The organism is Candidatus Seongchinamella marina (assembly GCF_026262685.1).
Taxonomy (GTDB): Bacteria; Pseudomonadota; Gammaproteobacteria; order Pseudomonadales; family Halieaceae; genus Halioglobus; species Halioglobus marinus.
The window spans coordinates 303,723-329,031 of the sequence record NZ_SHNP01000003.1 but is presented as its reverse complement, the minus strand read 5'-3'; the positions used below and the strand labels follow the sequence as shown (position 1 = coordinate 329,031).

The window sequence follows — 25,309 nt, the reverse complement described above, 5'->3', positions numbered from 1 at the left end:
CTAACTTATTAGTACTGAGGAAGCTGCGTTAAACGCCCTGGTGATATTGTGGTGAGAACTCCCGCACGGCATCTACAAACGCAGTGACATGATCGGGATTGACTCCAGGGGTAATGCCATGGCCCAGATTAAACACGTGGCCACTACCGTGACCGTAGCCTGCAAGAATTGAGGCCACCTCTTCGCGGATGCGCGCTGGTGAAGCGTATAACATGGAGGGGTCCATGTTGCCCTGCAGCGCGACCCTGTTTCCTATCTGGGCCCTGGCTGCTCCGATCTCTGTCGTCCAGTCAATGCCAACGCCCTGGGCGCCGCAATCGGCAATTGCATTCAGCCACTGGCCACCGCCCTTGGTAAAGACAATAACTGGCACTGCCCGGGTCGCCGGGTCAGCCTGCAGTCTGGCGATTATCTGCTGCATGTATTTGAGTGAAAATTCCTGATAGGCGGCTGCAGACAAACTGCCACCCCAAGTGTCAAAAATTTGCACCGCCTGGGCACCTGCACGAATTTGTGCAGCCAGGTAATCGGCTACTGCGTCCGCTAACAGCGATAGCAGGTTATGCATCAACTCCGGCTTGTCATAAGCCATGGCCTTCACCTGGGCGAAATCCTTGGAGGAACCACCCTCCACCATATAAGTGGCCAGCGTCCACGGACTGCCGGTAAAACCGATCAGCGGCACCAGGCCATTAAGCTCTGTGCGAATAGTGCGCACTGCGTTCATCACGTAGCCCAGATCATCATCTGCCTTGATGCTATTGAGCCCGGCCAGGTCGGCCTCACTGCGAACCGTCTTGTGGAACCTGGGACCTTCTCCCTCTTCAAAATACAAACCCAGACCCAGTGCATCCGGCACCGTCAGGATATCCGAAAACAGGATCGCGGCATCCATAGGGTAGCGACGCAAAGGCTGCATTGTGACCTCGCAGGCGAGTTCTGCGTTTTTACACAAATCGAGAAAGGATCCCGCCTGTTGACGAGTCGCCCGGTACTCAGGCAGATAACGGCCCGCCTGGCGCATCATCCAGATTGGCGTTTGATCCACAGGTTGTCGCTGCAAAGCGCGAAGAAAGCGGTCGTTCTTGAGCTCAGTCATTGTTGCCTCGTGTTAAATGTTTCTTCGGTGACGCCGGCTAAACGTCCAGGTAGTCAAGAATACCCTCAGCCGCCTGACGACCTTCCCAGATCGCTGTAACAACCAAATCTGAGCCACGGACCATATCGCCGCCAGCAAAAATTTTCGGGTTACTAGTCTGGAACTTGAAAGCCTGTTCTTCCTCTGCGATTACGCCCTTCCAGTCGTTGGTCTGGACCTCTACCTCTTCCAGCCAGGCCGGCGGACTGGGCTGAAAGCCAAAGGCGATAATAACCGCGTCGGCCTCCAGCACTTGCTCACTACCGGCGATAGGCTGGGGACGACGACGGCCATCGACACCGGCCTCACTCAACTCAGTTTCCACAACTTTGATGCCACAAGCCTGGCCAAAGTACTCCACTACTTCTACAGGCTGGCGGTTGAACAGGAATTCCACGCCTTCCTCGCGCGCATTGGTAACTTCGCGACGAGAGCCGGGCATATTTTCTTCGTCACGGCGATAAGCGCAAATCACCTTGTCGGCACCCTGGCGCACTGCTGTGCGGACGCAATCCATCGCGGTGTCGCCGCCTCCAAGCACAATCACACGTTTGCCCTTGAGGTTTACGTACTGCTCTGGATCCTGCTCGAAGCCCAGGTTGTAGTTCACGTTACCTACCAGGAAAGGCAATGCCTCATAAACCCCGGGGAGATCCTCACCCGGAAAATTACCTTTCATATAAGTGTAAGTACCCATGCCCATAAAGACCGCATCGTATTGGTCCAGCAACTCGCTGATATGAACATCTTTGCCGACCTGGGTATTCAGGCGAAACTCAATCCCCATGCCCTCGAACACTTCCCGGCGACGCATCATCACCTGCTTTTCCAACTTGAACTCGGGAATACCAAAAGTCAGCAAGCCGCCAATTTCCGGGTACTTGTCATAGACCACCGGCTTAACGCCATTGCGAGTAAGGATGTCAGCGCACCCCAATCCGGCTGGGCCCGCACCGATAATTGCGACCCTCTTTTCCGTTTGGACCACGTTAGAAAGATCAGGCCGCCAACCCATGGCCAGGGCTGTATCGGTAATGTATTTCTCGGAAGATCCGATTGTAACCGCACCAAAACCGTCATTAAGAGTACAGGCTCCCTCACAAAGGCGATCCTGCGGGCATACGCGGCCACAAACCTCTGGCAGAGTGTTGGTCTGGTGACTCAGTTCAGCCGCCTCAAACAAATTGCCTTCCGATACCAACTTCAGCCAATTAGGGATGAAGTTATGTACCGGGCATTTCCACTCGCAATAAGGGTTGCCGCACTCAAGACAGCGATGGGATTGTTCCGCCACCTGGTCTTTAGTGAACGGCTGGTAAATTTCCACGTAGTCGCCCTTGCGCGACTGCAGTGACTTCTTGTCGGGGTCGTTGCGACCGACATCGATAAACTGGAAATTGTTTGCCAGACGATTGCTCATAATCTACTCCTGTCCCGCATTAGTCGGTATTGCGCAAACGTGACAGCAGGCGATCGAACTCTGCCGCCTTGGGCTTAACCAGCCAAAACTTGCCAACGTAATCTACAAAGTTTTCAAGCAGGTACGCGCCCCACTCAGAACCGGTCTCCTCAACATATTCGCGAATGTTGCCTCGCAAGTGGTTGCGGTAGGGCTCCATGTACTCGGAGCTAACCCGATGAATTTCTACCAATTCACTGTTGTACTTGTCGATGAATGTGCGGTCCATATCCAGCACGTAGGCAAAGCCACCTGTCATGCCAGCACCAAAGTTCACCCCCGTAGGCCCAAGCACGGTGATGTTACCACCGGTCATATACTCACAGCAGTGATCTCCAGCGCCCTCAACTACGGCATGTGCGCCAGAATTGCGCACCGCAAAACGTTCACCGGCAATACCCGCAGCATAGAGGCGACCGCCGGTAGCACCGTACAGGCAAGTGTTACCAATAATGGTAGTGTCCTGCGACTTGAATTCACTGGCTCTGGGCGGATAAATCACCAGCTTGCCGCCGGCCATTCCCTTGCCGACATAGTCATTGGAATCACCTTCGAGGTACATATTAAGGCCGCCGGCATTCCACACACCGAAGCTCTGCCCGGCGGTACCGGTAAGTCGCAATACCAGTGGATTTTCATCCATACCCGTGTTGCCGTAGCGCCTGGCGATCTCGCCAGAGAGGCGCGCACCAATCGACCGATCGCAATTGCACACATCAAATTCAAATTCCCCGCCCGAGCGAGATTCAATGGCGGCGAGAGTAGCCGCAACCATTTCCTCGGCTTTCTCCCCCTTATCGAAGGGATCGTTGGACGCCACCTGGCAAAACTCCGGCTGGCCTTCAGAGCTGTCGTCTTTGTGAAGAATAGGCGCCAGATCCAGACGAGATTGCTTGTCAGTATCTCCTGGCAAAGCCTCCAGCAGATCGGTGCGACCGATGAGCTCTTCCAGCGAGGCTACGCCGAGCCTTGCTAACCACTCACGAGTTTCAGTGGCAACGAAGTTGAAGTAGTTCATCACCATTTCCACCGTACCGTTGAAATGGTCGTCACGCAGCTTCTGATGCTGGGTAGCCACACCGGTGGCGCAATTATTGAGATGGCAAATACGCAGGTATTTACAGCCCAGCGCAACCATGGGTGCGGTGCCAAAACCAAAGCTCTCGGCGCCGAGAATAGCCGCTTTGATCACGTCTAGTCCCGTCTTGAGGCCGCCATCCGCCTGCAGGCGAATGGAGCCGCGCAAATTATTGCCGCGTAACGTTTGTTGCACTTCTGCCAGCCCCAGTTCGAACGGAGAGCCTGCATAGCGTATTGAGGTAAGCGGGCTGGCCGCGGTACCACCGTCATAACCGGAGATGGTAATAAGGTCCGCATAGGCCTTGGCCACACCCGCTGCAATTGTGCCGACACCGGGCTCGGATACCAACTTCACAGATACCAGCGCCTTTGGATTGACCTGCTTCAGATCAAAAATCAACTGGGCCAGATCCTCAATGGAGTAAATATCGTGATGGGGAGGCGGTGAAATCAGGGTAACTCCCGGAACCGAGTAGCGCAGTCGCGCTATCAGGTCATTAACCTTGCCGCCGGGCAACTGCCCGCCTTCCCCTGGCTTGGCGCCCTGAGCCACCTTAATCTGGAGTACTTCAGCATTGACCAGGTAGTGTGGGGTGACGCCAAAACGACCAGAGGCAATCTGCTTGATCTTGGACATGCGCTCAGTGCCAAAACGCACCGAATCTTCTCCGCCTTCTCCTGAATTGGAGCGGGCACCCATGCGGTTCATCGCGGCAGCGAGCGCTTCATGTGCTTCCGGACTGAGGGCGCCCAGGGACATACCGGCTGAATCAAAGCGCGGAAGAATACTTTCCACTGGCTCCACTTCGTCCAGGCTAATGGCGGTTGCGCTACCCACCGGCTTTAGCAGGTCGCGCAATGTGGCCACGGGTCTTTCGTTGACCAACGCCGCATAGCGCTGATAGTCGGCGTAGTCACCACTGGCAACCGCTTGCTGCAGAGTCGTTACCACGTCGGGATTAAATGCATGATACTCCTGGCCGTGGACGTACTTGAGCAACCCTCCCTGCTCTATACCTTTGCGAGGTGTCCAGGCTCTGGAGGACAAGGTGCTTTGCTCTTTTTCAAGTTCAGCAAAACCACTGCCTTCAATGCGCGAGGCGACTCCACAAAAAGCAGTATCCACCACTTCTCGGGCCAAGCCCACGGCTTCAAACAGCTGAGCTCCGCGATAGGAGCTGACGGCGGAAATGCCCATTTTGGACATGATTTTCAACAGGCCTTTGTTGATACCCTTGCGATAGTTCTTGTAACAAATGCTGGGTTCTCCCAATACTTCGCCGCAGCGGATCAACTCTTCCAATACGGAATATGCAAGGTAGGGATAAACAGCGGTAGCGCCAAAGCCCAGCAGGCAGGCGATTTGGTGGGAGTCGCGCGCACTCGCCGTTTCCACCACGATATTGGCATCGGCGCGCAAGCCCTGCTTAATCAGGTGGTGGTGAACAGCGCCAGCAGCAAGCAGGCTATGCACCGGCAAACGGCCCTTCTCTATAGATCGGTCAGACAACACCAGGATAGTCGCGCCATCGTTCACCGCCTGCTCTGCAGCATTTGTCACTGCCGCAATCGCCTGCTGTAAATTCATCTCCTGGGCAGCGTAAGTGCAGTCAATTTTGCTCACGCAAAAACCAACGCGATCGAGTTGCATCAAGCTGGTAAACTTGCCCTGAGATAATACCGGCGAACTCAGGATGACCCGGTCGGCATGCTCTGGTCCTTCGTGGAACAGGTTTTTCTCACCGCCCAGATCTGTCTCCAGGGACATGACAATAGTTTCCCGCAGCGGGTCTATAGGCGGATTGGTTACCTGCGCAAATTTCTGCCGAAAATAATCGTACAGCGAGCGCTCGCGCCGTGATAGCACGGCCATGGGCGTATCGTCCCCCATGGAGCCAACCGCCTCGTTGCCAGACTCAGCCAGCGGACGCAACACCTGGTCGCGTTCCTCTGAACTCACCTGGAACATTTTCATGTAGGCATCGAGTTGCTCACGTTCGATACCTGAAATCATCTCGCTGCCGAAGGTGCCCTCGATCCGCTGGGCCTTTTCCTTCAGCCACCGCTTGTATGGCTGTCGGGACTTGAGACGGTCGTCAATTTCCTCAGTTTGCAGCACTTCACCGGTGTGGGTATCCACCATAATCATCTGACCCGGGCCAACCCGCCCCTTGGCGACCACATCCTCGGGCTTGTAGTCATAGGTGCCGATTTCAGAGGCCAGGGTGATGAAGCCGTCCTTGGTTTTTACCCAACGTGCCGGCCGCAACCCATTGCGGTCCAGCAAGCAGACGGCGTAGCGGCCGTCGGTGAGCACAATGCCCGCGGGTCCATCCCAGGGCTCCATGTGCATGGAGTGGTATTCATAAAAAGCCTTAAGGTCAGGATCCATCAACTCCATATTCTGCCAGGCAGGGGGAATCAGCATGCGCAGAGCCCTCGCCATATCGACACCGCCGGTCAGCAGCATGTCGAGCATGTTATCCATGCTGGAGGAATCGGAGCCCGTCCGGTTCACCAGGGGAGCGATTTCCTTGATATTGGGTAGCAACTCGCTTTCAAAGCCCGGGGTGCGTGCCTCCGCCCAGTTACGGTTTCCCTCAATCGTATTAATTTCGCCGTTGTGGGCCAGCAGGCGGAATGGCTGGGCCAGCGGCCAGCGGGGCATGGTGTTGGTTGAGAACCGCTGATGGAACACACAGATAGCCGTTTCCAGACGCTCATCTGCCAAGTCCAGGTAAAACTTTGGCAAGTCTACGGGCATCACCAGGCCCTTGTAAGAGATCACCCGCCCCGACAGACTGCAAATGTAGTAATCCTCATCGCCCTCGCAGGCGATTTCGGCCTTACGCCGCGCCACGAACAACCGGGTAGACAGCTCGGTTTCGGTGAGGCCGGGGGCATCAATAAAAACCTGTTCTATCTGCGGCAGTGTTTGCAGAGCGATCTCACCGCAAACGGCGTCATCTGTGGGCACTTCACGCCAACCCAGCACGGTAAGGCCCTGATCTGTAAGTGCAGTTTCTGTCGCAGTTCTCGCGGCAGACGCTCGCGCTGAATCCTTGCTGAGAAACATCTGCCCGACGGCAAACGAGTCGTTCAGGTCAGCGCCAAAACACTCTTTACCGAGTGTGCGCATGAAGGAGGCAGGCATCTGCATTAACAAGCCACAGCCATCGCCGGTTTTGCCATCAGCAGCAATACCGCCGCGGTGGGTCATGCAGGTCAAGGATTCAATCGCCGTTTGCAGCAGGCGATGACTGGCATCACCGGACGTGTGGGCAATCAGCCCAAAGCCACAATTGTCGCGAAATTCTTCAGGTCTATACAGGCCTGTGCTCATAGTCAATCCAGAATGTCTAGTAGAAACAAACAGTTACACCGGAGGCCCAGCCCAAAAAACAGGGATGGGTCAAAAGGGGGAGGTCATTTTACACAGATGCGCTGTGAGCGACAAACTCAGAAATATTAAACCAGATCGGGCTATCGAAAAGTCTCTAGCAAACTAACCAGTTCTTCTTCAGTGGCGTCGTCAACAATACAGGCTTCGCCCATGCCCCTGAGCAATACCAGGCGCAAACGGCCATCGATTACTTTTTTATCCCTGCCCATCAAATCGAGGTACTGGCCCGGCGTCATGTCCGCAGGCGGAGCCACAGGTAAATTAATGACCCGCAACAAGTCGCGGAACGCCACCACCTCTGCCGGCTCAATCCAGCCTCTGCGGGCTGATAGCTCCATCGCCATCAGCATTCCGACGGCAACAGCCTCACCGTGCAGCCACTTGCCATAACCCTGGGCAGTTTCGATTGCGTGTCCAAACGTATGCCCCAAATTAAGGATAGCCCTGAGCGCCCCTTCTCGCTCGTCTGCCGCCACGACCGCAGCTTTGCTGGAGCAACTGCGTTCAATGGCCTCTGCCAGCGCCGCCTCTTCCCGGGCCAGGAGTCTGGGCGTTTGTTCCTGTAACCAACGGTAAAACGGCAGGTCACAAATCAGGCCGTACTTAACCACCTCAGCAAGGCCGGCAGCAAACTCCCGGGGAGACAAGGTATGCAAAGTGTTGATATCGATTAACACAGCCTGCGGCTGGTAAAACGCGCCAATCATATTCTTTCCCAAGGGATGATTGACCGCTGTTTTTCCGCCCACGGACGAATCAACCTGAGACAGCAAGGTCGTCGGCACCTGTATAAAATTAACGCCTCGTTGATAACAGGCGGCCGCAAAGCCCGTGATATCGCCGACTACTCCCCCACCCAGGGCAATCATAGTGGTGCTTCGGTTGTGTCGATCGTGCATCATGCGATCAAAAATCTGGTTCAGGGTTTCAAGGTTTTTGAACTGTTCACCGTCGGGGAGGATGACCTCTGTGACCAGAGCGCGTTCGCCCAGGATGGCCAGTAGCCGATCAAGATAGAGGGGCGACACCGTCTCGTTGGTGACAACTACGACCTGTGAGCCAGTCAAATGTGCACCGAGCAACTGCGGGTCATTCAATAAATCACGGCCAATGTAGATGGGGTAGCTGCGTTCTCCCAGCTCCACATGCAAGGTATGCATGAGTAGTGACACGTTGGCGTCCTCAACTATTCAGGGATGCCTATGATACTGCCCGGGGTGGGTCTTTACGAGGTCAACTCGCGGACTAATCGCTGCGCCACAGTACGCGGACTGCAACCGTCTGTCTCAATCACGTGATCTGCAATCTCGCGATACAGGGGGTCACGAGCTTCCATGAGCGTACGCAGCGTTTCCTCGGGGTCACCCTTCTGTAGCAGCGGCCGCTTTCTATCTCGCCGGGTGCGCCGAACCTGCTCGTCCACTGTGGCGTAAAGATATATGACGAAGCCTCGACCACCAAGTGCATTGCGATTTTCCGGACGTAAAACCACGCCCCCGCCGGTAGCAAGAACGATATTGTCCCAGAGGGTCATTTCTCCTACCACCTGTTGCTCGCGTTCGCGAAACCCCTCTTCACCTTCAACATCAAATATCCAGGGAATATCAGCACCGGTGCGAGACTCGATCTCCGAATCGGTATCAGCAAACTGCAGTTTCAGGTGATCAGCAAGGTACTTGCCAATAGTTGTTTTGCCGGCCCCCATGGGGCCGACTAGAAAAACGCGGTGAAGTGCGGGCATTAGTCGAGCAAGGTGTCAGCTAAAATCCGCGGAGTAATAAAGATCAGCGTCTCAGTTTTGGTGTTATTGCGCGTCTCACTGCGGAAAAATGCACCCACGTAGGGGATGTCGCCAAAGAAGGGAACCTTGTTAACTGTTTCCAAGTCTTCAGTTTTGAAGACACCGCCCAGCACTACCGTTTCGCCGTTACCCACCAGCACCTGGGTCGTAATTTCGGTGGTATCAATAGATGGAATAAAGCCACCACGGCCACTGGGCACCAAATCGCCGACAGAATCTTGCTTGACGTTAAGGTCCAGCATCACCCGGTCATCAGGAGTAATGTTCGGGGTTACCTCCAACTCCAGCACAGCTTCTTTAAACGACGTAGAAGTCGCTCCGGAAGCAGCCGCTTCCTGATAAGGGATTTCAGTACCTGACTTGATGGTCGCCTGTTGCTTGTCTCCAGTAATCACTTTTGGCTGAGAAACCACCTCACCTTGACCCGCAGCCTCCAGTGCGGATATCTCTGCAGTGAGGAACAGGTCATTACTAGTAAAGCCAAGGGCGAAACCGCTGGTGCTGGCGACGCCAAGGTCGACCAGCAGAGCGCCTGGATAACTCAGCGAAGGAGTCTCGCCGTTGATAATAGAATTGTTAAGACCTATGACGTTTTGCGAATCACCAGAGGCCGAAAGTATATTGCCGTTCACATCATCGATGTAGCCGCCACCCCATTCGATACCGAGACTATGGGTCAGGTCAGACTGGGCAATAACAATGCGCGATTCGATCATCACCTGACGCACCGGGATATCTACCTGCTCAATGAGCTCGCGAATTTCTGCAAGTTTTGCCGCAGTATCGGTAATTATCAAGGAGTTAGTCCTTGCATCTACGACGACTGACCCGCGCTGGGAAATCAAACTGCCGCCGTCTTCCGAGCCTGCCTGGAAAAGTCCAACAATTTGCTGTGCCTGCGCATAGCGAATTCGAACGAACTCAGACTGTAAGGGTGCCAGCTCGGCGATTTGCTTGTTAGATTCAATTTCCTGACGCTCGCGCTCGGCGATTTCGGCGGCAGGCGCGACCATTAACACATTGCCAATCTGACGCTTGTCCAGACCCTTGGTCTTCAATACCAATTCCAGCGCCTGATCCCACGGTACGTTCTGCAATCTTAATGTAATACGACCAGACACTGTGTCGCTGGCGACCAGATTGAGCTCGGTAAAATCAGCGATCAACTGCAGTACCGCCCTGACCTCAATATCCTGGAAGTTGAGCGAAATTCGATCACCGACGTAAGAAAACTCGTTTTTACGTTTTTCCATTTCCTTGGCACTGAGGGGCTTCACGCTTAACACGTACTGGTTATTCGTCTGGTAAGCGAGGTAATCAAAATCACCCGTGGTCTTCATTGTCAGGGTGGCGCCACGCTCAGTAGTGTTCACATCAACACTATCAACGGGTGTCGCAAAATCCGTTACGTCATAACGCCGCATTAGGCGCTCTGGAACATTGGTGTCAAGGAATTGGACCTTGATATCTCCAGCCTCACTGAACACGTTGACATCCACTGAAGGGTCGGTCAGCTCTAGCGTCAAGCGGCCCTCTCCATTGCCAGTACGCTGGAACTGCAAGTCGCTAATTTCTGATACAACATCGATAACCGGGCTTACTTCAGTTTTGAGGCGGTTGGGGTCTGATGTCGCTTTCACATAATCAGTGCCGTCCTGACCCACGACGAGAAACAGACTGTTGCCCTCTACACGCGTTTCATAGGGCACCAGCTTCACCAGGTTCACTACCATGCGTGTGCGATCACCTGATTCCAGAACGACTACACCGGTCGCATTTCCGTAGGAAAGCGAGTAACGCTTTTGATCAAGACCACTGGCAGTTCCAGGAAAATCAACGGCGATGCGAGCTGGCTTTTCAATGGTATAGGCTTTCATATCTGGCGGCGTTTGATCGAAGTCCAGCCTCACTTCAAACTTGCTGCCGGGACGAGAGCTAAATTCAATGTCGGTAATCGTGGGTTCAGCCTGAACGGCAAAAGCCCAAACACCTAACGTGAGCCCGACAAGAGGGCGCATCCATTTACCCAAATTCAACGTTCCTTTCCTCACGGCCCTAGTCCCCAAATATTGTTTTTTAATTGACATGGCAATCACCCATGGCCTCGGCTTATATGCCGGATAATTTAATGGTTCGCGGACGCTCGACCCAACCATCCGCACTGCCGTCACTGACGATTTCAACAACGGCTACATAGGTCTCAGCTGTCTCCACGATCTTGCCGTGAGAGCGCCCCAGATAGTTTCCAGCTTTGACTCGGTGCACCCCTCCCTGGGGATCACGAATCAACGTCCAGCTAGTCTCGCCTCGCTCAAGCGTGCCAACCATTCTCAAAGAATCAAAAGTAAACTGCTCTAGAAACTCTTTGGCCCGGTTCTCGTCGGGCTTGATCGCACTCACCGCTTGTAATTGAGCGATGTCGCGTACTTCAATCGGGCGCTCAAAAGGACTGCGCAACGTTGTTGCGCTATAACCAAATGCCTCGTAAGCCTTAAAAGTCGGGATGGGCGCAATGATACCTCCCGGCCTGGCTCGTTTTTCCGCCATAAAGACATCCAGATCTGCAAGATCACGACTGCCGCAGGAAGCCAGCAAAAAGCACAGCAATAAGGGAGTAGAGCAATGAATCAAACGCTTCAAATTCATACCTCGTCATCCCTGTAGCGATAAGTTTTGGCGATAATGCGCATCTGCAACTGGTTTGCATTACCCCTAGGGGCAGAAATATTGAAATCGTGCAGGGTTACAATGCGCGGAAGCGCTGCCATACCACTAATAAACGCGCCCAGGTCATGATATGAACCCGATGCCACAATGGAGATAGGCAGCTCCACATAAAACTCCCTTGCCTGCTCTGGCAGAAGATCAATGCTCGCAATATTCAGGCCGTTAAGCAGGCCTTTGTTGGTGATGTCTTCAAGTAAACCCGGCACTTCGGTATCGCTGGGAAGCTGACTGACTAGAGCACCAAAGGACTCTTCCATCTCCCGCATCTGCTGCCGATACGCTTCCAGGTTAGCTGCTTGAAAAGCCTTCTTCTCAAAATCTTTCTTGAGCTGCACCTCTTTCTTACGTTCACCTTCCAGCTGTATCTGCAGGTCTTCGATATGATAGTAATAACCGAAGGCCAGAACGCCCCCCAAAACCACCACCCAGATAAACATTTTGATCGGCAGCGGCCAGGACCCCACCGTATCAAAATCCAGGTCGTTTACATCAAACTCTCGCAGGGAGCGCATGGTATCTTCAAAAGCCATGGATTATTGTCCTCCCTGCTGATCTTCCGGTTTGGGTAATTCGACCTTCACCGTCAGGTTAAATGTGGTCGCCTGATCACCGTACTTGGTCGCGGCGTTTACCTTGTCCAGATTTGGACCGGCGAGCCAGTCAGAGCGATCTAGACGACGCATCAGGCTTGACACGCGATTGTTCGACTCCGCTATACCATTGATTGAAATGCTGCGATCTTTAGTAGTCAGCTTGGAATAAAACACGCCATCCGGAATTGTTCTCACTAATTGATCCAGTATCCGCACGATAATCGGTCTATTACCCTGCAGCTCCTGAATCACCCGCATTCGCTCAATCAGCTGGTTACGACGTTTTTGAAGCTCGCGAATCTCTGCGACTTTCTTGTCAAGCTCGCGAATGTTTTGAGTGAGATGGCTGTTGCGCGAGTTCTGATACTCGATCTGGCCATTGACAATGCGATCGCCCAACAAAACCAGCCCAGCGCTGATAATAGCCACTAGTGCAGTCGTCACCAGAAAGGTCTTTTTGAGCGCCTGACGCCTGTCTTCTCTCCACGGTAATAAATTGATTTTTGCCATCAGTCGAAGCTCCTTAGGGCCAGGCCGCATGCAATCATCATGGCCGGAGCATCACTGGAGAGAGCCACTGCATTGACTCGAGAAGAAATGGACATATTGGCAAAGGGGTTGGCTACTGATGTCGGCGTGCCCAGTTTTTCCTGTACTAGCTCGGGCAGCCCTTCCATAGAACCCACACCTCCAGCCAAAATGATGGAATCCACATCATTGTACTGGCTGGATGAAAAGAAGAACTGCAATGACCTTGCCACCTGCTGCACGACCGCATCTTTAAACGGCTCCAGCACTTCAGGCTCGTAGTCATCCGGCAACCCACCCTGCTTCTTGGCGAGGCCCGCCTCTTCCAGAGGCAGGCCATAGCGACGCATGATTTCGTCGGTTAACTGCTTACCCCCGAACAATTGCTCGCGAGTGTATATAGTTTGGCCGTTGTTTAGCACACTCAGGGTAGTCATCGTGGCACCGACATCGACCACTGCCACGGTGGAATCTTCATCCATGTCAAGTTGATTCTGGATCAGCGAAAAGGCGCGCTCCATGGCGTAAGCTTCTACATCCATGATTTTGGCTTCAAGCTCAGCGCCTTCTATTGCCTCAACCCGAGCGTCTATAGTTTCACGTCGGCAAGCTGCCAGCAAAACCTCAACCTGACCAGCCGCCTCCGGTGATTGTCCCTGAGTCTCAAAGTCGATTGCCACTTCTTCTAGGGGGTAGGGGATATATTGATCTGCTTCCAGCGTCAGCTGGGTCTCCATATCGTCCTCACTCAAACCGCTGGGCATATCAATCATTTTGGTAATGACCGAGGACCCGGCAACCGCAGCTGCACTCGTTTTGAGTTTCGTTCTGGACTGAGCGACCACGCTACGAATGGCATTCGCAACGCCATCCACGTCGTTGACGTTCTTCTCGATAACCGCATCCTGCGGCAGAGAACTCACCGCGTAACTCTCTACACGGTAACGGTCCCCGGAATAGCTCAACTCCAGCAGCTTCACTGTTGTCGAACTTATATCAAGCCCCAGAACCGGTGTCGCCTTTTTTTTCCCTATTAGACCAAGCAACTTATTTCCCTATCAGTATCACTAACTTAGATTGTTTTTATCCACCGATACATTAAATAAAAGGTATAACATAGCGGTAATTATATCCAAACCAAAAAAGGCATATAATTTACCACACGCGTTCCCGCCCTTTGTTCTAACAGTAATACAAGCGATTGTTTTGTAAAGAGATTAAATGAGCTTTCTCCACTTTCTTATACGTATATCAATTCTTGGGTTTTTTGCAGGCCTTTGGCTTGCCGCTGGCGTTTACCTTTACCTCAGTCCAAACCTGCCCGATGTCGAAACGTTGCGCGATGTGAAATTGCAGACGCCCATGCGAGTTTACACCCGAGAGGGTGACCTCATTGGCCAATTTGGGGAGCAAAAGCGCAGCCCGTTAGTCTTCGAAGACATTCCCGACCAGTTTGTAAAAGCCCTGCTCGCCGCGGAAGATGACAGCTTCTTTGAGCACCGCGGTATCGACGTAATGGGCCTGGCTCGAGCCGTATCTGAGTTAGTACTCACCGGGCAGAAAGGTTCAGGAGGCAGCACCCTGACCATGCAGGTCGCCCGCAACTACTTTCTCAGCCTGGAGCGCACGTTCATGCGCAAGTTCAATGAGATTCTCCTGGCCATCGAGATAGAAAGAGCACTGGATAAGGAGGAAATTTTTGAGCTCTATTTCAACCGGGTCTTCCTTGGGCACCGCGCGTACGGGTTTGAAGCCGCCTCGCAAGTTTACTACGGCAAGGGCATGGACCAACTCAGCCTGGCCCAGCACGCCATGCTCGCGGGCATTCCCAAGGCTCCCTCACGAAACAATCCCGTCAGTGGTCCAGAAGCCGGAAAAGATCGGCGCAACTGGATTGCCGGGCGCATGCTGACTCTTGGCTATATAACGCCCGAGCAGCATGCTGAGGTGCTGACTGCACCGGTTTTGGCAGAACTGCACGGCGCTAAAATATCCTTCGCTGCGCACTACGCGGCCGAAATGGCCAGACAGCGAATGCTGAATCGTTACGGGATGTCCGCCTATAACGACGGCTATCATGTGTACACCACCATCAGCACTGAATTGCAGCAGGTAGCCCGGGAAGCGCTCATAGAGGGTCTGTTTACCTACGACGGCCGCCATGGCTACAGGGGACCCGAGCAACGCTGGCCTTTAACGGATGATCCAGATACCGACTCGCTGGCTTATTGGGGCGACAAGTTACGTAAAATTCCGGAAGTGGCAGGCCAAACTCCCGCTGTGGTCACTGAAGTTCTGGAAGATCGCGTGGTTGTGCTACTCAAAGACGGTTCCGCCAGTGAACTGCTCTGGGAAAACGGCATGGCTGAGGTGAGGCCCTACGTGACGGAGAATTCCCGCGAAAGCAGCCCCGAGACCCCACAGGAATTGTTCACTCCCGGCGACTTGATACGGCTCAACAGCAATGAGCAGGGACGTTGGCAACTGAGCCAGATTCCAGCAGCCCAGTCAGCACTGGTCTCACTCAACCCTGACAACGGTGCTATTGTCAGCATTGTCGGTGGTATGGGCTTTGAGCTGAGTAAATTTAACCGGGCTACGCAGGCCATGCGACAGCCTGGGTCCAACTTCAAACCCTTTCTCTATAGCGCGGCGCTGGAGGAAGGTTTTACCGCCGCCAGCATCATTAATGATGCACCGGTGGTGATGGCAGACAGCTCACTGGAAGACGTCTGGCGCCCTGAAAATGATGGCGGCGTATTCCACGGCCCGACTCGTTTGCGCTGGGCACTCACTAAGTCGCGTAACCTGGTTTCGATACGCCTGCTCCAGCAATTGGGAGCACGAAAACTGATCACCGCCGCCGAGCGCTACGGCTTTGATACCGCCGACTTTTCCCCCGATTTGTCTCTTGCTCTGGGCACCCATGCAATGAGTCCGCTGGAAGTGGCCACCGGCTATGCCATGCTGGCGAATGGGGGCTATCGGGTAGAACCCTATCTCATCTCGCGTATCGACGATATTTCAGGCGAGCAAGTGTACGAAGCCAAGCCACTCACCGTCTGCCGCGACTGCGATGATCGACCTGCACCCGCTGACGCGGGCGAACTCAGCATGGAAGAAATACTGGCGGCTCAGAGCAAAGAAAAAGCGGAATTACCGGCCGCACCCCGGGTAATGGAAGAACGCATTAATTATATTATGAACAGCGTGCTGCAAGATGTCATCACGCGCGGCACTGGGCGTCGCGCACTGGTTCTGGAACGAGGAGATCTGGCGGGCAAAACTGGCACCACCAACGGCCCCATGGACGCCTGGTTCTCCGGCTACAACAGAGACGTAGTCACCACCACCTGGGTGGGCTTTGATAACTACACTCCTCTGGGCCGTCGGGAATTTGGCGGCACGGCCGCTCTCCCGATCTGGATCAATTACATGAGAGAGGCTCTGAAAAATAGCCCGGACGAGAAACGCGTACTACCCACCGGGGTGGTCAACGTGCGTATCGACCCAGACACCGGCATGCTGGCAGGCTCGCGGCAAAAAAACGTTGTCTATGAGTACTTTCGCGAAGAATACGTACCCCAGCAGGGGCCCGATGGCGAAGAGGCCGGTTCGGTGGGCCAGGGCACAGACGACCTGGTAAGAGATATATTTTAGGAGTCCCTAAAGCGTCGGCGCGTAATCGTCCGGCAGCGGAAGACTGGCCACACCGCTGTCTACAGCGGCCTTAGCCACCGCCGGAGCCAACCTGCTTAACAGGCGGCTATCAACGGGCTTGGGGATAATGTATTGCGACCCATAGCTCAGTGCATCCAGCTCACAGGCCTTCAATACCTCCTGGGGCACAGGTTCGCGGGCGAGCTCACACAGTGCTCGCACTGCCGCCACCTTCATTTCCTCGTTGATACAACTGGCACGAACATCCAGTGCACCGCGAAAGATGAACGGGAAACCAAGAACATTATTTACCTGATTAGGGTAGTCAGAGCGGCCTGTGGCTATGATCAGGTCATCCCGGGTAGCCAGTGCCAGCTCCGGCTTGATCTCAGGATCGGGGTTTGAGCAGGCGAAAACCACCGGCTTTACTGCCATCGACTTGAGCATCTCAGCACTCAACAGATTGGCACCTGACAGGCCAATGAAGACATCTGCACCCGCAATAGCGTCAGAAAGGCTACGTTTGTCAGTGTGGTTGGCAAACTCTTGTTTGTAAGCATTTACTCCTTCTCTACCTGAGTAAATAACGCCCCTGCGGTCGAGCATATAGATATTTTCGCGACGCGCCCCAAGGCTGACCAGCAGTCGCATACAGGCAATGGCCGCAGCCCCTGCACCAAGACAAGTAATAACCGCATCTTCCAACCGCTTACCCTGAACGTCCAGGGCGCTGACCAGACCCGCGGCGGTTACGATCGCCGTACCATGCTGGTCATCGTGAAAAATCGGAATATCGCACTGCTCTATCAGGGCGGCTTCAACTTCAAAGCATTCCGGCGCCTTAATATCTTCCAGATTAATGCCGCCAAAGGTGTCTGCGATCCGCGACACCGTTTCTACAAACTCGTCAGCATCTTCGGTATTCACTTCGATATCAATGGAATTGATGCCTGCGAAGCGCTTGAACAAGAGGGCCTTACCCTCCATCACCGGCTTACTGGCGAGCGAGCCCAGATTGCCAAGGCCCAGCACGGCCGTGCCGTTGCTAATCACTGCCACCAGATTACCCTTGCCGGTGTAACGATAGGCATTGGCCTTATCCGCAGCGATTGCGCGGCAAGGTTCAGCGACGCCAGGGCTATAGGCGAGGGAAAGATCCAGCTGAGTCTCCGCAGGTTTGGTCAACTCCACGCTGATCTTGCCGGGAGTTGGCTCGGCATGATATGCCAGTGCAGCTTGCATAAGATCATCGGACATGGATTAACCCCACGGAAAAAGGACCAAGAGGATATAGAAAAGCCCGATACCGAACAAGGTGATTTATGGTTCTGTACCCAGGGCTTTGTGCGGTGCAGCGCCGGCCCGTCAATAAAAAAGCCTCAGGTGTCGCTGAAGAGGAAACACTCCGCTCTGCAGTGGAGCAGGCAATAACCTGCAGCCATAAAAAAAGCGCCAGTCCCGCATCGGGCCTGGCGCTTTTTGTAGTCTGCGACGAAGCGCAGCATGTTTTGCCTAGCGCTTAGCACCACGACTGCCGAAACGCTTATTGAAGCGGTCTACACGGCCACCTGAGTCTACAATCTTCTGCTTACCGGTGAAGAAGGGATGACATTCGGAACAAACGTCCACGTGAAAGTCTTCACATAGAGTAGAACGTGTCTCAATTTTGTTGCCGCAGCTACAGCTCGCTGTCACTGTCTCGTACTTGGGGTGAATTTCTGCTTGCATGGTGTTGCTCCTTACTCAGTGATATCGCCACCCGATCTCTTGCCGGGCACCACATCAGGTTACTGGAGTCGGCCGCCCAGTTACGTTCAGCCCTATCAGACCAAACATCGCTGAACACGGTCCAGATAAAAAATAGGCGGGCATCTTACCAGACACAGCAGGATTGGCAAGGGCTCTGGCGCAGCTTGCTGAAGCTAATTCAGCGTGAATAGCGTCGACCCAAAAGACATGAGCGTGGCCCGAGACATACTTTGGTTGCTACACTTGCCTATTCTGCACTCCACGCCACGCCCAAGGGGCCACATGCCTGTATTACGACTGGCCATTCCCACGCCCCTGCGCACTCTGTTCGACTACCTGCCGCCTGCAGGCGACAGCGACGTAGAGCTGCTGCCCGGCATACGATTGCGAGTGCCCTTTGGCCGCAGGGAGGTCACAGCGTATCTCATCGAAACGGTTGAAAGCAGCGATGTAGACCCTTCTGCCCTCAAAAATGCGATCGAAATATTGGACTCCGAGCCATTACTCCCGTCGATTCTGCTCAAACTTTGCGATTGGGCCGTCAATTATTATCAGCACCCGCCAGGCGAGGTTTACCAGGCCACTTTTCCCAAAGCTTTGCGCGCAGGTAAGACCCATCGCTGCAATAGTGAGCCCGGCTGGACACTGACAACCCGCGGAAAAGGATTGCCCAAAGGGGCTCTGGCTCGATCGCCAAAACAGTCCAAAGCCCTGGGGCTTATTCAGGAGCACAGCCAGCTCTGCAATTCCCATTTTCGCGATGCGGGAATAAGCACTAGCATTCTCAAGGCACTGGAAGAGAAAGGCCTGGCGGAACACATTGAGGTGATCACTGCGCAAAAGGAGCCCAGGGCGAACCCCGGCCTAAAACTAAACGATGAACAGGCCCTTTCACTGCAGTTACTCTTAGCCCAAAAAGAGGGCTTTAGCTGCCACCTGCTGGAAGGCGTTACCGGCAGTGGCAAGACTGAGGTCTACCTGCAGCTTATTGCCGACTGTCTGGAAAGGGGACTACAAGCCCTGGTATTAATCCCCGAGATTGGTCTCACCCCGCAGACACTGGCCCGCTTTCGCGACCGTTTCGACGCTGAAATCGCGGTACTGCATTCCGGGCTTTCTGACGGGCAGCGCTACACCGCTTGGGAGGCGGCTCGCAGCGGCACCGCCCATATCGTCATAGGCACCCGCTCTGCGGTGTTCGCCGCGCTGGCCAGACCTGGCCTGATCGTTGTGGATGAGGAGCACGATCAGTCCTATAAGCAGCAGGATGGATTCCGTTACTCGGCCAGGGATGTGGCGGTGAAACGCGGCCAACTGGAGAACTGCCCCGTACTTCTGGGCAGCGCCACCCCCTCCCTGGAAAGTCTACACAATGCGTTGCAGGGTCGTTACGTCCATCATCGCCTGCAGCAACGCGCGGGAGGCAGCCAGCTGCCGAAACTGGAAGCCGTAGATATCCGCAAAGCCCCCCTGCAATCAGGGTTTTCCCAGGCGCTACTCAATGCACTAGACACCGCGCTGGCAAATGGCCAGCAGGCCCTTTTATTCCTCAACCGCAGGGGCTATGCCCCGACGTTACAGTGCCATGACTGTGGCTGGGTCGCTGACTGCAGCGAATGCGATGCCCGACTAACCCTGCACCGCAGGCAGCGGCGTATGCGCTGCCACCACTGCGGCGCCTCCAAGCCCCTGATCAACTGCTGCCCAGAATGCCGAAGCGAGCAGTTACTATCTATTGGACTGGGTACGGAAAGAGCGGATGAGTTTCTCCAGGGACGATTTCCACGCCATCCGGTATACCGGGTTGACAGTGACTCCATGCAAGGCAAGGGGACCATGCAAGCCCTGGTCAGCCAAATCAATCAAGGTGAACCGTGCATTCTTCTGGGCACCCAGATGCTGACCAAGGGTCACCACTTTCCCGCGGTAACGCTAGTCGGCATCGTCGATATGGATGGTTTGCTGTTCAGTACCGACTTTCGCGGCGAAGAGCGCAGCGCCCAGCTGATCACCCAGGTCGCTGGTCGGGCTGGACGCGTCGAAACTGCGGGAACGGTAATGCTACAAACTCACCATCCGGATCACCCCAGCCTGCAGGCCATTCTCTGCCAAGACTACCACCAGCAGGCTTGCGCCATGCTTAAGGCCCGCGAACTGGCTGGTCAGCCTCCCCTGGGACAATTGTTAATTTTGCGCACAGATTGCCAGGACGCCAGTTGCGGTGAACAATTTCTGCGTGACCTGCGCAATAACAGCCAAAGCCAGTTACCTGCTGGCGTCGCCTTGATTGGCCCGCTCCCAGCCCCGATGCAGCGCCGGGCCGGGCGCTTTCGCAGCCAACTGCTGGTGCATACGACACAACGCAGGCTCTCTCACCTCGCAGCCAGAACATTGGTTGCCCAAGCCCAGCGCCTGCCCGCCCGCAAAGGCTTGAACTGGTCTCTGGACGTGGACCCACAAGATATGTTCTGACAGCAGTAAACTGGCCATTGGCCCGCGATCCAGCGATAATGGGGTTATTGCGTCCCGATTAACTCGGGCCCCAGAGACAACTCAGGTAAATCTCCCGAAATGAAGCAAGAAATCACCCAGCTAATTGAGCAAGCGCTGGATGCACTGGTCATACAAGACCATCTGCCCGCTGACACTCAGGCCAAGGTGCAAATAGATCGCACCCGGGACAAATCTCACGGCGATCTGGCGAGTAACATCGCCCTCACCCTTGCCAAGGCGGCGAAAAAGAACCCGAGGGAACTGGCGGGGCTCATCTGCGCGGCGCTTCCGGAATCTGACCTGGTTGCCAAAACCGAAATCGCCGGTCCCGGGTTTATCAATTTCTTCCTCACCGACAGCAGCAGTCAATCTGTTGTGAGAACAATTCTGGAGCGTGGCGCAGTATTTGGCCACAGCAACGTCGGCGCAGGCCGCCGGGTTCAAGTGGAATTCGTATCGGCCAACCCCACCGGCCCTCTCCATGTGGGACATGGCCGAGGTGCCGCCGTTGGCGACAGCCTGTGCAGATTAATGATGGCGACCGGCTGGAACGTAGCCAGTGAGTTCTATTACAACGACGCCGGAGCACAAATCGACAACCTGGCTCGCTCAGTGCAGGCTCGCTGTAATGGAATGAATCCACAAAGTCCCGATTGGCCTGAAGACGGTTATCGCGGCGGTTACATTAGCGATGTTGCCAATGCCTATCTCGCCGGAGACACCATCGATGCCCAGGATCAGCATGTCACCGGCGCTGCCGATGTCAATGATGTAGAAGCCATTCGTCAGTTTGCAGTGGCCTACTTGCGTCGCGAGCAGGATCTGGACCTCAAGGCTTTCGCCGTGCATTTTGACCTCTACTTCCTCGAATCCTCACTCTATAACAGCGGTGCTGTAGAGCAGACAGTTCAACGACTCATTGAGCAAGGGCATACCTATGAGCAGGACGGCGCGCTTTGGCTGCGCACAACAGACTTCGGCGATGATAAAGACCGCGTAATGCGCAAAAGCGAGGGTGGCTATACCTACTTCCTGCCCGATGTCGCCTATCACCTCAACAAGTGGCAGCGCGGCTTTGAACGCGTTATCAACGAGCAAGGCGCCGACCACCACAGCACGGTGACCCGAGTGAGGGCTGGCTTGCAAGCACTGCAGCAGGACATTCCACAGGGCTGGCCCGACTACGTGTTGCACCAAATGGTCACGGTAATGCGCGACGGCGAGGAAGTGAAAATTTCCAAGCGAGCGGGTAGCTATGTCACCCTGCGCGACCTGATCGATGAAGTAGGACGGGATGCGACCCGCTACTTCCTTGTCGCTCGAGGTCCCTCCTCCCAATTGACCTTTGATATTGACCTCGCGCTGTCGCAGAGCAACGACAATCCGGTTTACTACATCCAGTACGCCCATGCCCGGGTGTGCTCAATTATGCGCAAACTGGAAGAGCAAGGTGACACCTGGAACATCGAGGCGGGGCTTGAAAGCCTGGGACAGTTAACAGAGGATCATGAAAAAGCCCTGATGCGCCGCCTGGACCAGTTCCCGGAAGTCGTCGCCCATGCGGCAGAAAACTCGGAACCTCACAATGTGGCCAACTACCTGCGTGAACTGGCTGGCGACTTTCACTCCTGGTACAACGCCCACAAGACACTGGTGGATGACAAACCGGTGCGCGACGCTCGGTTGGCACTGTCGGAAGCTGTGCGTCAGGTAATTAACAATGGATTAGACTTGCTGGGCGTCTCTGCCCCGGAGTCGATGTAAGAATGAGTAAGGACTACGCCAAAAAAGGCAGCTCCGGCCGCAAAAAAGCACCTGCTCGTAAGCAACAGTCGGCTCGCGGCGCGCCGCCGCAAAAGCAGGCCAGTAGCGGCTGGCGCTGGTATGGCGCAGGTGTCCTGTCCGGCGTGTTCCTCAGCTTCCTGCTCTACCTGGGCACACTGCCACCCGGCGATATTCAGGACGCAGGCGTAAATTCGGAGCAGGCAAGCAGCGAAGCTGAAGCCCCACCCAAGCCTCGTTTCGATTTCTATACCCTGCTGCCGGAGCACTCACAGGAAGAAGATACCCCCGGGGCAGAGTCGGCCCGCCCACTAGCCAATACTGCCCTCAGCGAGTACTACCTGCTGCAGGCGGGTTCTTTCCGCCAACGAGAAGACGCTGACCGGCGACGGGCGGAGCTGCTGCTACTGGGTTTGGAGCCTTCCATAGAAGAGAGTACAGGCGAAAATGGCCGTTGGTTCCGGGTCTATCTCGGACCCTTTGGGAAACGCTCAAACATGTCCAAGGCCCGCAGCCTGACCGCCGGCCAAAATATTGACACCTTGCTGTTAAAACGCAGCGGTTGAACTCGCCTTAACAATCCCCATATCTGATTCACCAAGACAGGAGATTCGGCGTGGAACAATACAGAGGCACCACCATTCTCTCGGTTCGCCGGGGGAATAGCGTGGTTATTGGCGGTGATGGCCAGGTATCCATGGGCAATACGGTCATGAAAGGTAACGCCCGCAAAGTGCGTCGTTTGTACAAAGATCGGGTCATTGCGGGCTTTGCCGGCGGCACGGCAGATGCATTTACCCTGTTCGAATTGTTTGAAGCTCAACTGGATAAGCATCAAGGGCACCTGGTGCGCGCTGCCGTTGAACTGGCCAAGGCCTGGCGAACCGAACGTGCACTGCGCCAACTTGAAGCATTGTTGGCAGTAGCAGACAAGGAAACCTCTCTGGTCATTACCGGCAACGGCGACGTCATTGAGCCGGAAGACAACCTTATTGCTATCGGCTCTGGCGGCCCCTTCGCCCAATCTGCTGCGCGAGCCCTGCTGGACAACACCGAACTGGACGCCCGCAGCGTCGTCGAAAAAGGCCTCGCTATAGCTGGCGACATCTGCATTTACACCAATCACAACCGAACCATCGAAGAACTCACTTTTTAGGCTCTACCCATGTCCAACATGACCCCCCGGGAAATCGTCTCGGAACTAGACCAACACATCATCGGCCAGGACGACGCCAAGCGTGCTGTCGCTATCGCGCTGCGCAACCGTTGGCGGCGCATGCAACTACCGGAAGAACTGCGGGTGGAGATCACTCCGAAAAATATTCTGATGATAGGCCCCACTGGCGTTGGTAAAACAGAGATCGCTCGCCGCCTGGCAAAGCTGGCCGACGCGCCGTTTGTTAAAGTTGAAGCGACCAAGTTTACTGAGGTTGGCTATGTGGGACGGGACGTAGAATCGATTGTCCGCGACCTGGTCGATGTCTCTGTAAAAATGCTGCGAGAGCAGGAAATGGTTCGTGTTCGCTTCCGCGCCGAAGAGTCCGCCGAAGAGCGCATTCTGGATATCCTGCTGCCCCCAGCCCGGGACAGCGAGGGCAGTACTGGCGAAAGCACACGACAATTGCTGCGCAAAAAGCTCCGCGAAGGAGAGCTGGACGACAAGGAAATTGAAGTAGAGATAAGCGCTCCGGCAATGGGCATGGAAATCATGGCTCCCCCGGGCATGGAGGAAATGACCAACCAGTTGCAGGGCATGTTTTCCAACATGTCCAAAGGACAACGCAAGAACCAGAAGATGCCTGTAAAAGCTGCGTTCACTGCTTTGTGTGACGAAGAAGCAGCAAAGATGGTAAACGAGGACGAACTCAAGCAGAAAGCCGTCGATGCCGCCGAACAGAACGGCATTGTATTTATCGACGAGTTGGACAAGGTCGCCAAACGCAGCGAAGGGGCCGGGGCAGATGTCTCCAGAGAAGGAGTGCAGCGCGACCTGTTACCGCTGATAGAAGGTTCCACCGTTAGTACCAAGCACGGCATGATTAAAACAGATCACATTCTGTTTATCGCTTCAGGCGCCTTCCACCTTGCCAAGCCCTCAGACCTGATTCCCGAACTACAGGGACGCCTGCCTATTCGAGTGGAGCTCAATGCACTGGGGCCAGACGACTTCGAGCGTATTTTAACTGAGCCCAATGCCTCACTCACAGAACAGTACCAGGCTCTGTTAGCGACCGAAGGGCTTAATGTGGAGTTTACGGAAGACGGATTGAGAGGTATTGCCGAGACCGCCTGGCAAGTTAACGAAAAAACCGAAAACATCGGCGCTCGCCGTTTGCACACCGTTATGGAACGCCTTTTGGAACACGCTTCCTTCAGCGCTGCGGATACTGGCCTCTCAGACAGTAAACTCATTGTGGACGCGACCTATGTTAGTGATCAGCTTGAAGCCCTGAGTTCAAACGAAGACCTTTCGCGGTTTATCCTCTAAAATCACCGTATGAACAACGACCTCAAAAGGCCTACTGGAATCCAGCTACACACCCGCTCCCGAGAGCTGGAGCTAACCTATGCTGGTGGGGAGCGCTTTCATCTTGGCTGTGAATATCTCAGGGTGTACTCGCCCTCTGCCGAAGTTAAAGGCCACGGCCCTGGGCAGGAAGTACTACAAACCGGCAAGCTGAATGTTGCTATTACCGCGATTCGCCCGATCGGTAACTATGCCCTGCAGCTGGTGTTCGATGACGGACACGACACCGGGCTCTATTCCTGGGAATACCTTTACCAACTGGGTGCAGAACAGGCATCTCGTTGGCAAGACTACCTGGCGCGCGTGCATAAATCCGGAGCCCAGCGCGACCCGGAGGTACAGGTCGTAAAACTGGATCTATAGATGCGC

Annotated in this window: 19 protein-coding genes; 7 read left to right on the top strand and 12 right to left on the bottom strand. The window is 54.7% G+C overall.

Features of this window, described 5'->3' with window-relative positions; all coding sequences use genetic code 11:
• Positions 1-28: 28 nt before the first annotated feature.
• The 10 genes from hemE to EYC87_RS09865 form a co-directional block, all read right to left on the bottom strand.
• Positions 29-1,099, bottom strand: a complete 1,071-nt coding sequence (gene hemE / locus EYC87_RS09910) for a uroporphyrinogen decarboxylase (RefSeq protein WP_279252724.1) — start codon at positions 1,097-1,099, stop codon at positions 29-31.
• Between the two features lie 37 nt (positions 1,100-1,136).
• Positions 1,137-2,558: an FAD-dependent oxidoreductase gene (locus EYC87_RS09905; RefSeq protein ID WP_279252723.1), complete on the bottom strand. Its 1,422-nt coding sequence runs from the start codon at positions 2,556-2,558 to the stop codon at positions 1,137-1,139.
• Between the two features lie 19 nt (positions 2,559-2,577).
• The gene (gene gltB / locus EYC87_RS09900; protein WP_279252722.1) at positions 2,578-7,020 is read right to left on the bottom strand and encodes a glutamate synthase large subunit; all 4,443 of its coding nucleotides are present in this window, start codon (positions 7,018-7,020) and stop codon (positions 2,578-2,580) included.
• A gap of 140 nt (positions 7,021-7,160) precedes the next feature.
• Positions 7,161-8,240, bottom strand: coding sequence for a 3-dehydroquinate synthase (aroB, locus tag EYC87_RS09895; protein WP_279252989.1), 1,080 nt, complete (start codon positions 8,238-8,240; stop codon positions 7,161-7,163).
• Between the two features lie 65 nt (positions 8,241-8,305).
• Positions 8,306-8,821 (bottom strand): shikimate kinase AroK, encoded by a 516-nt coding sequence (aroK, locus tag EYC87_RS09890; RefSeq protein WP_083793589.1) that lies wholly within the window; start codon positions 8,819-8,821, stop codon positions 8,306-8,308.
• On the bottom strand, positions 8,821-10,899 hold the full coding sequence (locus EYC87_RS09885; RefSeq protein WP_279252988.1) for a type IV pilus secretin PilQ: 2,079 nt from the start codon (positions 10,897-10,899) through the stop codon (positions 8,821-8,823). Before EYC87_RS09885 ends, aroK begins: the two co-directional genes overlap by 1 nt.
• A 91-nt stretch (positions 10,900-10,990) precedes the next feature.
• On the bottom strand, positions 10,991-11,527 hold the full coding sequence (locus EYC87_RS09880) for a pilus assembly protein PilP (protein ID WP_279252721.1): 537 nt from the start codon (positions 11,525-11,527) through the stop codon (positions 10,991-10,993).
• Positions 11,524-12,138, bottom strand: a complete 615-nt coding sequence (locus tag EYC87_RS09875; protein ID WP_007229950.1) for a type IV pilus inner membrane component PilO — start codon at positions 12,136-12,138, stop codon at positions 11,524-11,526. Before EYC87_RS09875 ends, EYC87_RS09880 begins: the two co-directional genes overlap by 4 nt.
• Before the next feature lie 3 nt (positions 12,139-12,141).
• Positions 12,142-12,711, bottom strand: coding sequence for a PilN domain-containing protein (locus tag EYC87_RS09870; RefSeq protein WP_279252720.1), 570 nt, complete (start codon positions 12,709-12,711; stop codon positions 12,142-12,144).
• Positions 12,711-13,775 carry a pilus assembly protein PilM gene (locus EYC87_RS09865; RefSeq protein WP_279252719.1) on the bottom strand — a complete coding sequence of 355 codons (1,065 nt, stop codon included), beginning with the start codon at positions 13,773-13,775 and terminating at the stop codon, positions 12,711-12,713. Before EYC87_RS09865 ends, EYC87_RS09870 begins: the two co-directional genes overlap by 1 nt.
• A gap of 175 nt (positions 13,776-13,950) precedes the next feature.
• Here EYC87_RS09865 and EYC87_RS09860 point away from each other — a divergent pair, with 175 nt between their 5' ends.
• Positions 13,951-16,389: a penicillin-binding protein 1A gene (locus EYC87_RS09860; RefSeq protein WP_279252718.1), complete on the top strand. Its 2,439-nt coding sequence runs from the start codon at positions 13,951-13,953 to the stop codon at positions 16,387-16,389.
• 6 nt (positions 16,390-16,395) lie between these two features.
• Here EYC87_RS09860 and EYC87_RS09855 read toward each other — a convergent pair whose 3' ends face one another.
• Together EYC87_RS09855 and rpmE are read right to left on the bottom strand one after the other, a co-directional pair.
• Complete coding sequence (locus EYC87_RS09855) at positions 16,396-17,646, bottom strand: malic enzyme-like NAD(P)-binding protein (RefSeq protein WP_279252717.1); 1,251 nt, start codon at positions 17,644-17,646, stop codon at positions 16,396-16,398.
• Between the two features lie 255 nt (positions 17,647-17,901).
• Positions 17,902-18,117: a 50S ribosomal protein L31 gene (rpmE, locus tag EYC87_RS09850; protein ID WP_279252716.1), complete on the bottom strand. Its 216-nt coding sequence runs from the start codon at positions 18,115-18,117 to the stop codon at positions 17,902-17,904.
• Positions 18,118-18,420: 303 nt separating this feature from the next.
• On the opposite strand from rpmE, the gene EYC87_RS09845 reads away from it, so the two are divergent.
• From EYC87_RS09845 to EYC87_RS09820, 6 genes are all read left to right on the top strand, one after another.
• Complete coding sequence (locus EYC87_RS09845) at positions 18,421-20,610, top strand: primosomal protein N' (RefSeq protein WP_279252715.1); 2,190 nt, start codon at positions 18,421-18,423, stop codon at positions 20,608-20,610.
• A 99-nt stretch (positions 20,611-20,709) separates the two neighbouring features.
• Positions 20,710-22,395, top strand: a complete 1,686-nt coding sequence (argS, locus tag EYC87_RS09840) for an arginine--tRNA ligase (protein WP_279252714.1) — start codon at positions 20,710-20,712, stop codon at positions 22,393-22,395.
• 2 nt (positions 22,396-22,397) lie between these two features.
• On the top strand, positions 22,398-22,979 hold the full coding sequence (locus EYC87_RS09835) for an SPOR domain-containing protein (RefSeq protein ID WP_279252713.1): 582 nt from the start codon (positions 22,398-22,400) through the stop codon (positions 22,977-22,979).
• A 50-nt stretch (positions 22,980-23,029) separates the two neighbouring features.
• Positions 23,030-23,569 (top strand): ATP-dependent protease subunit HslV, encoded by a 540-nt coding sequence (gene hslV / locus EYC87_RS09830; RefSeq protein WP_007229899.1) that lies wholly within the window; start codon positions 23,030-23,032, stop codon positions 23,567-23,569.
• Positions 23,570-23,578: 9 nt separating this feature from the next.
• Entirely contained in the window at positions 23,579-24,901 is a 1,323-nt protein-coding gene (hslU, locus tag EYC87_RS09825; protein ID WP_279252712.1) for an ATP-dependent protease ATPase subunit HslU, read from the top strand.
• Positions 24,902-24,910: 9 nt separating this feature from the next.
• The gene (locus tag EYC87_RS09820) at positions 24,911-25,303 is read left to right on the top strand and encodes a gamma-butyrobetaine hydroxylase family protein (protein ID WP_279252711.1); all 393 of its coding nucleotides are present in this window, start codon (positions 24,911-24,913) and stop codon (positions 25,301-25,303) included.
• The last annotated feature ends 6 nt before the right edge of the window (positions 25,304-25,309 follow it).

Coding starts and splice junctions, on each gene's coding strand:
- EYC87_RS09845 (WP_279252715.1), top strand. CDS start 18,421: ATGCCTGTATTACGACTGGCCATTCCCACGCCCCTGCGCACTCTGTTC.
- EYC87_RS09905 (WP_279252723.1), bottom strand. CDS start 2,558: ATGAGCAATCGTCTGGCAAACAATTTCCAGTTTATCGATGTCGGTCGC.
- hslU (WP_279252712.1), top strand. CDS start 23,579: ATGTCCAACATGACCCCCCGGGAAATCGTCTCGGAACTAGACCAACAC.
- EYC87_RS09875 (WP_007229950.1), bottom strand. CDS start 12,138: ATGGCTTTTGAAGATACCATGCGCTCCCTGCGAGAGTTTGATGTAAAC.
- aroB (WP_279252989.1), bottom strand. CDS start 8,240: ATGCATACCTTGCATGTGGAGCTGGGAGAACGCAGCTACCCCATCTAC.
- gltB (WP_279252722.1), bottom strand. CDS start 7,020: ATGAGCACAGGCCTGTATAGACCTGAAGAATTTCGCGACAATTGTGGC.
- aroK (WP_083793589.1), bottom strand. CDS start 8,821: ATGCCCGCACTTCACCGCGTTTTTCTAGTCGGCCCCATGGGGGCCGGC.
- EYC87_RS09820 (WP_279252711.1), top strand. CDS start 24,911: ATGAACAACGACCTCAAAAGGCCTACTGGAATCCAGCTACACACCCGC.
- EYC87_RS09885 (WP_279252988.1), bottom strand. CDS start 10,899: ATGCGCCCTCTTGTCGGGCTCACGTTAGGTGTTTGGGCTTTTGCCGTT.
- hemE (WP_279252724.1), bottom strand. CDS start 1,099: ATGACTGAGCTCAAGAACGACCGCTTTCTTCGCGCTTTGCAGCGACAA.
- rpmE (WP_279252716.1), bottom strand. CDS start 18,117: ATGCAAGCAGAAATTCACCCCAAGTACGAGACAGTGACAGCGAGCTGT.
- EYC87_RS09880 (WP_279252721.1), bottom strand. CDS start 11,527: ATGAATTTGAAGCGTTTGATTCATTGCTCTACTCCCTTATTGCTGTGC.
- EYC87_RS09835 (WP_279252713.1), top strand. CDS start 22,398: ATGAGTAAGGACTACGCCAAAAAAGGCAGCTCCGGCCGCAAAAAAGCA.
- EYC87_RS09855 (WP_279252717.1), bottom strand. CDS start 17,646: ATGTCCGATGATCTTATGCAAGCTGCACTGGCATATCATGCCGAGCCA.
- EYC87_RS09870 (WP_279252720.1), bottom strand. CDS start 12,711: ATGGCAAAAATCAATTTATTACCGTGGAGAGAAGACAGGCGTCAGGCG.
- argS (WP_279252714.1), top strand. CDS start 20,710: ATGAAGCAAGAAATCACCCAGCTAATTGAGCAAGCGCTGGATGCACTG.
- EYC87_RS09860 (WP_279252718.1), top strand. CDS start 13,951: ATGAGCTTTCTCCACTTTCTTATACGTATATCAATTCTTGGGTTTTTT.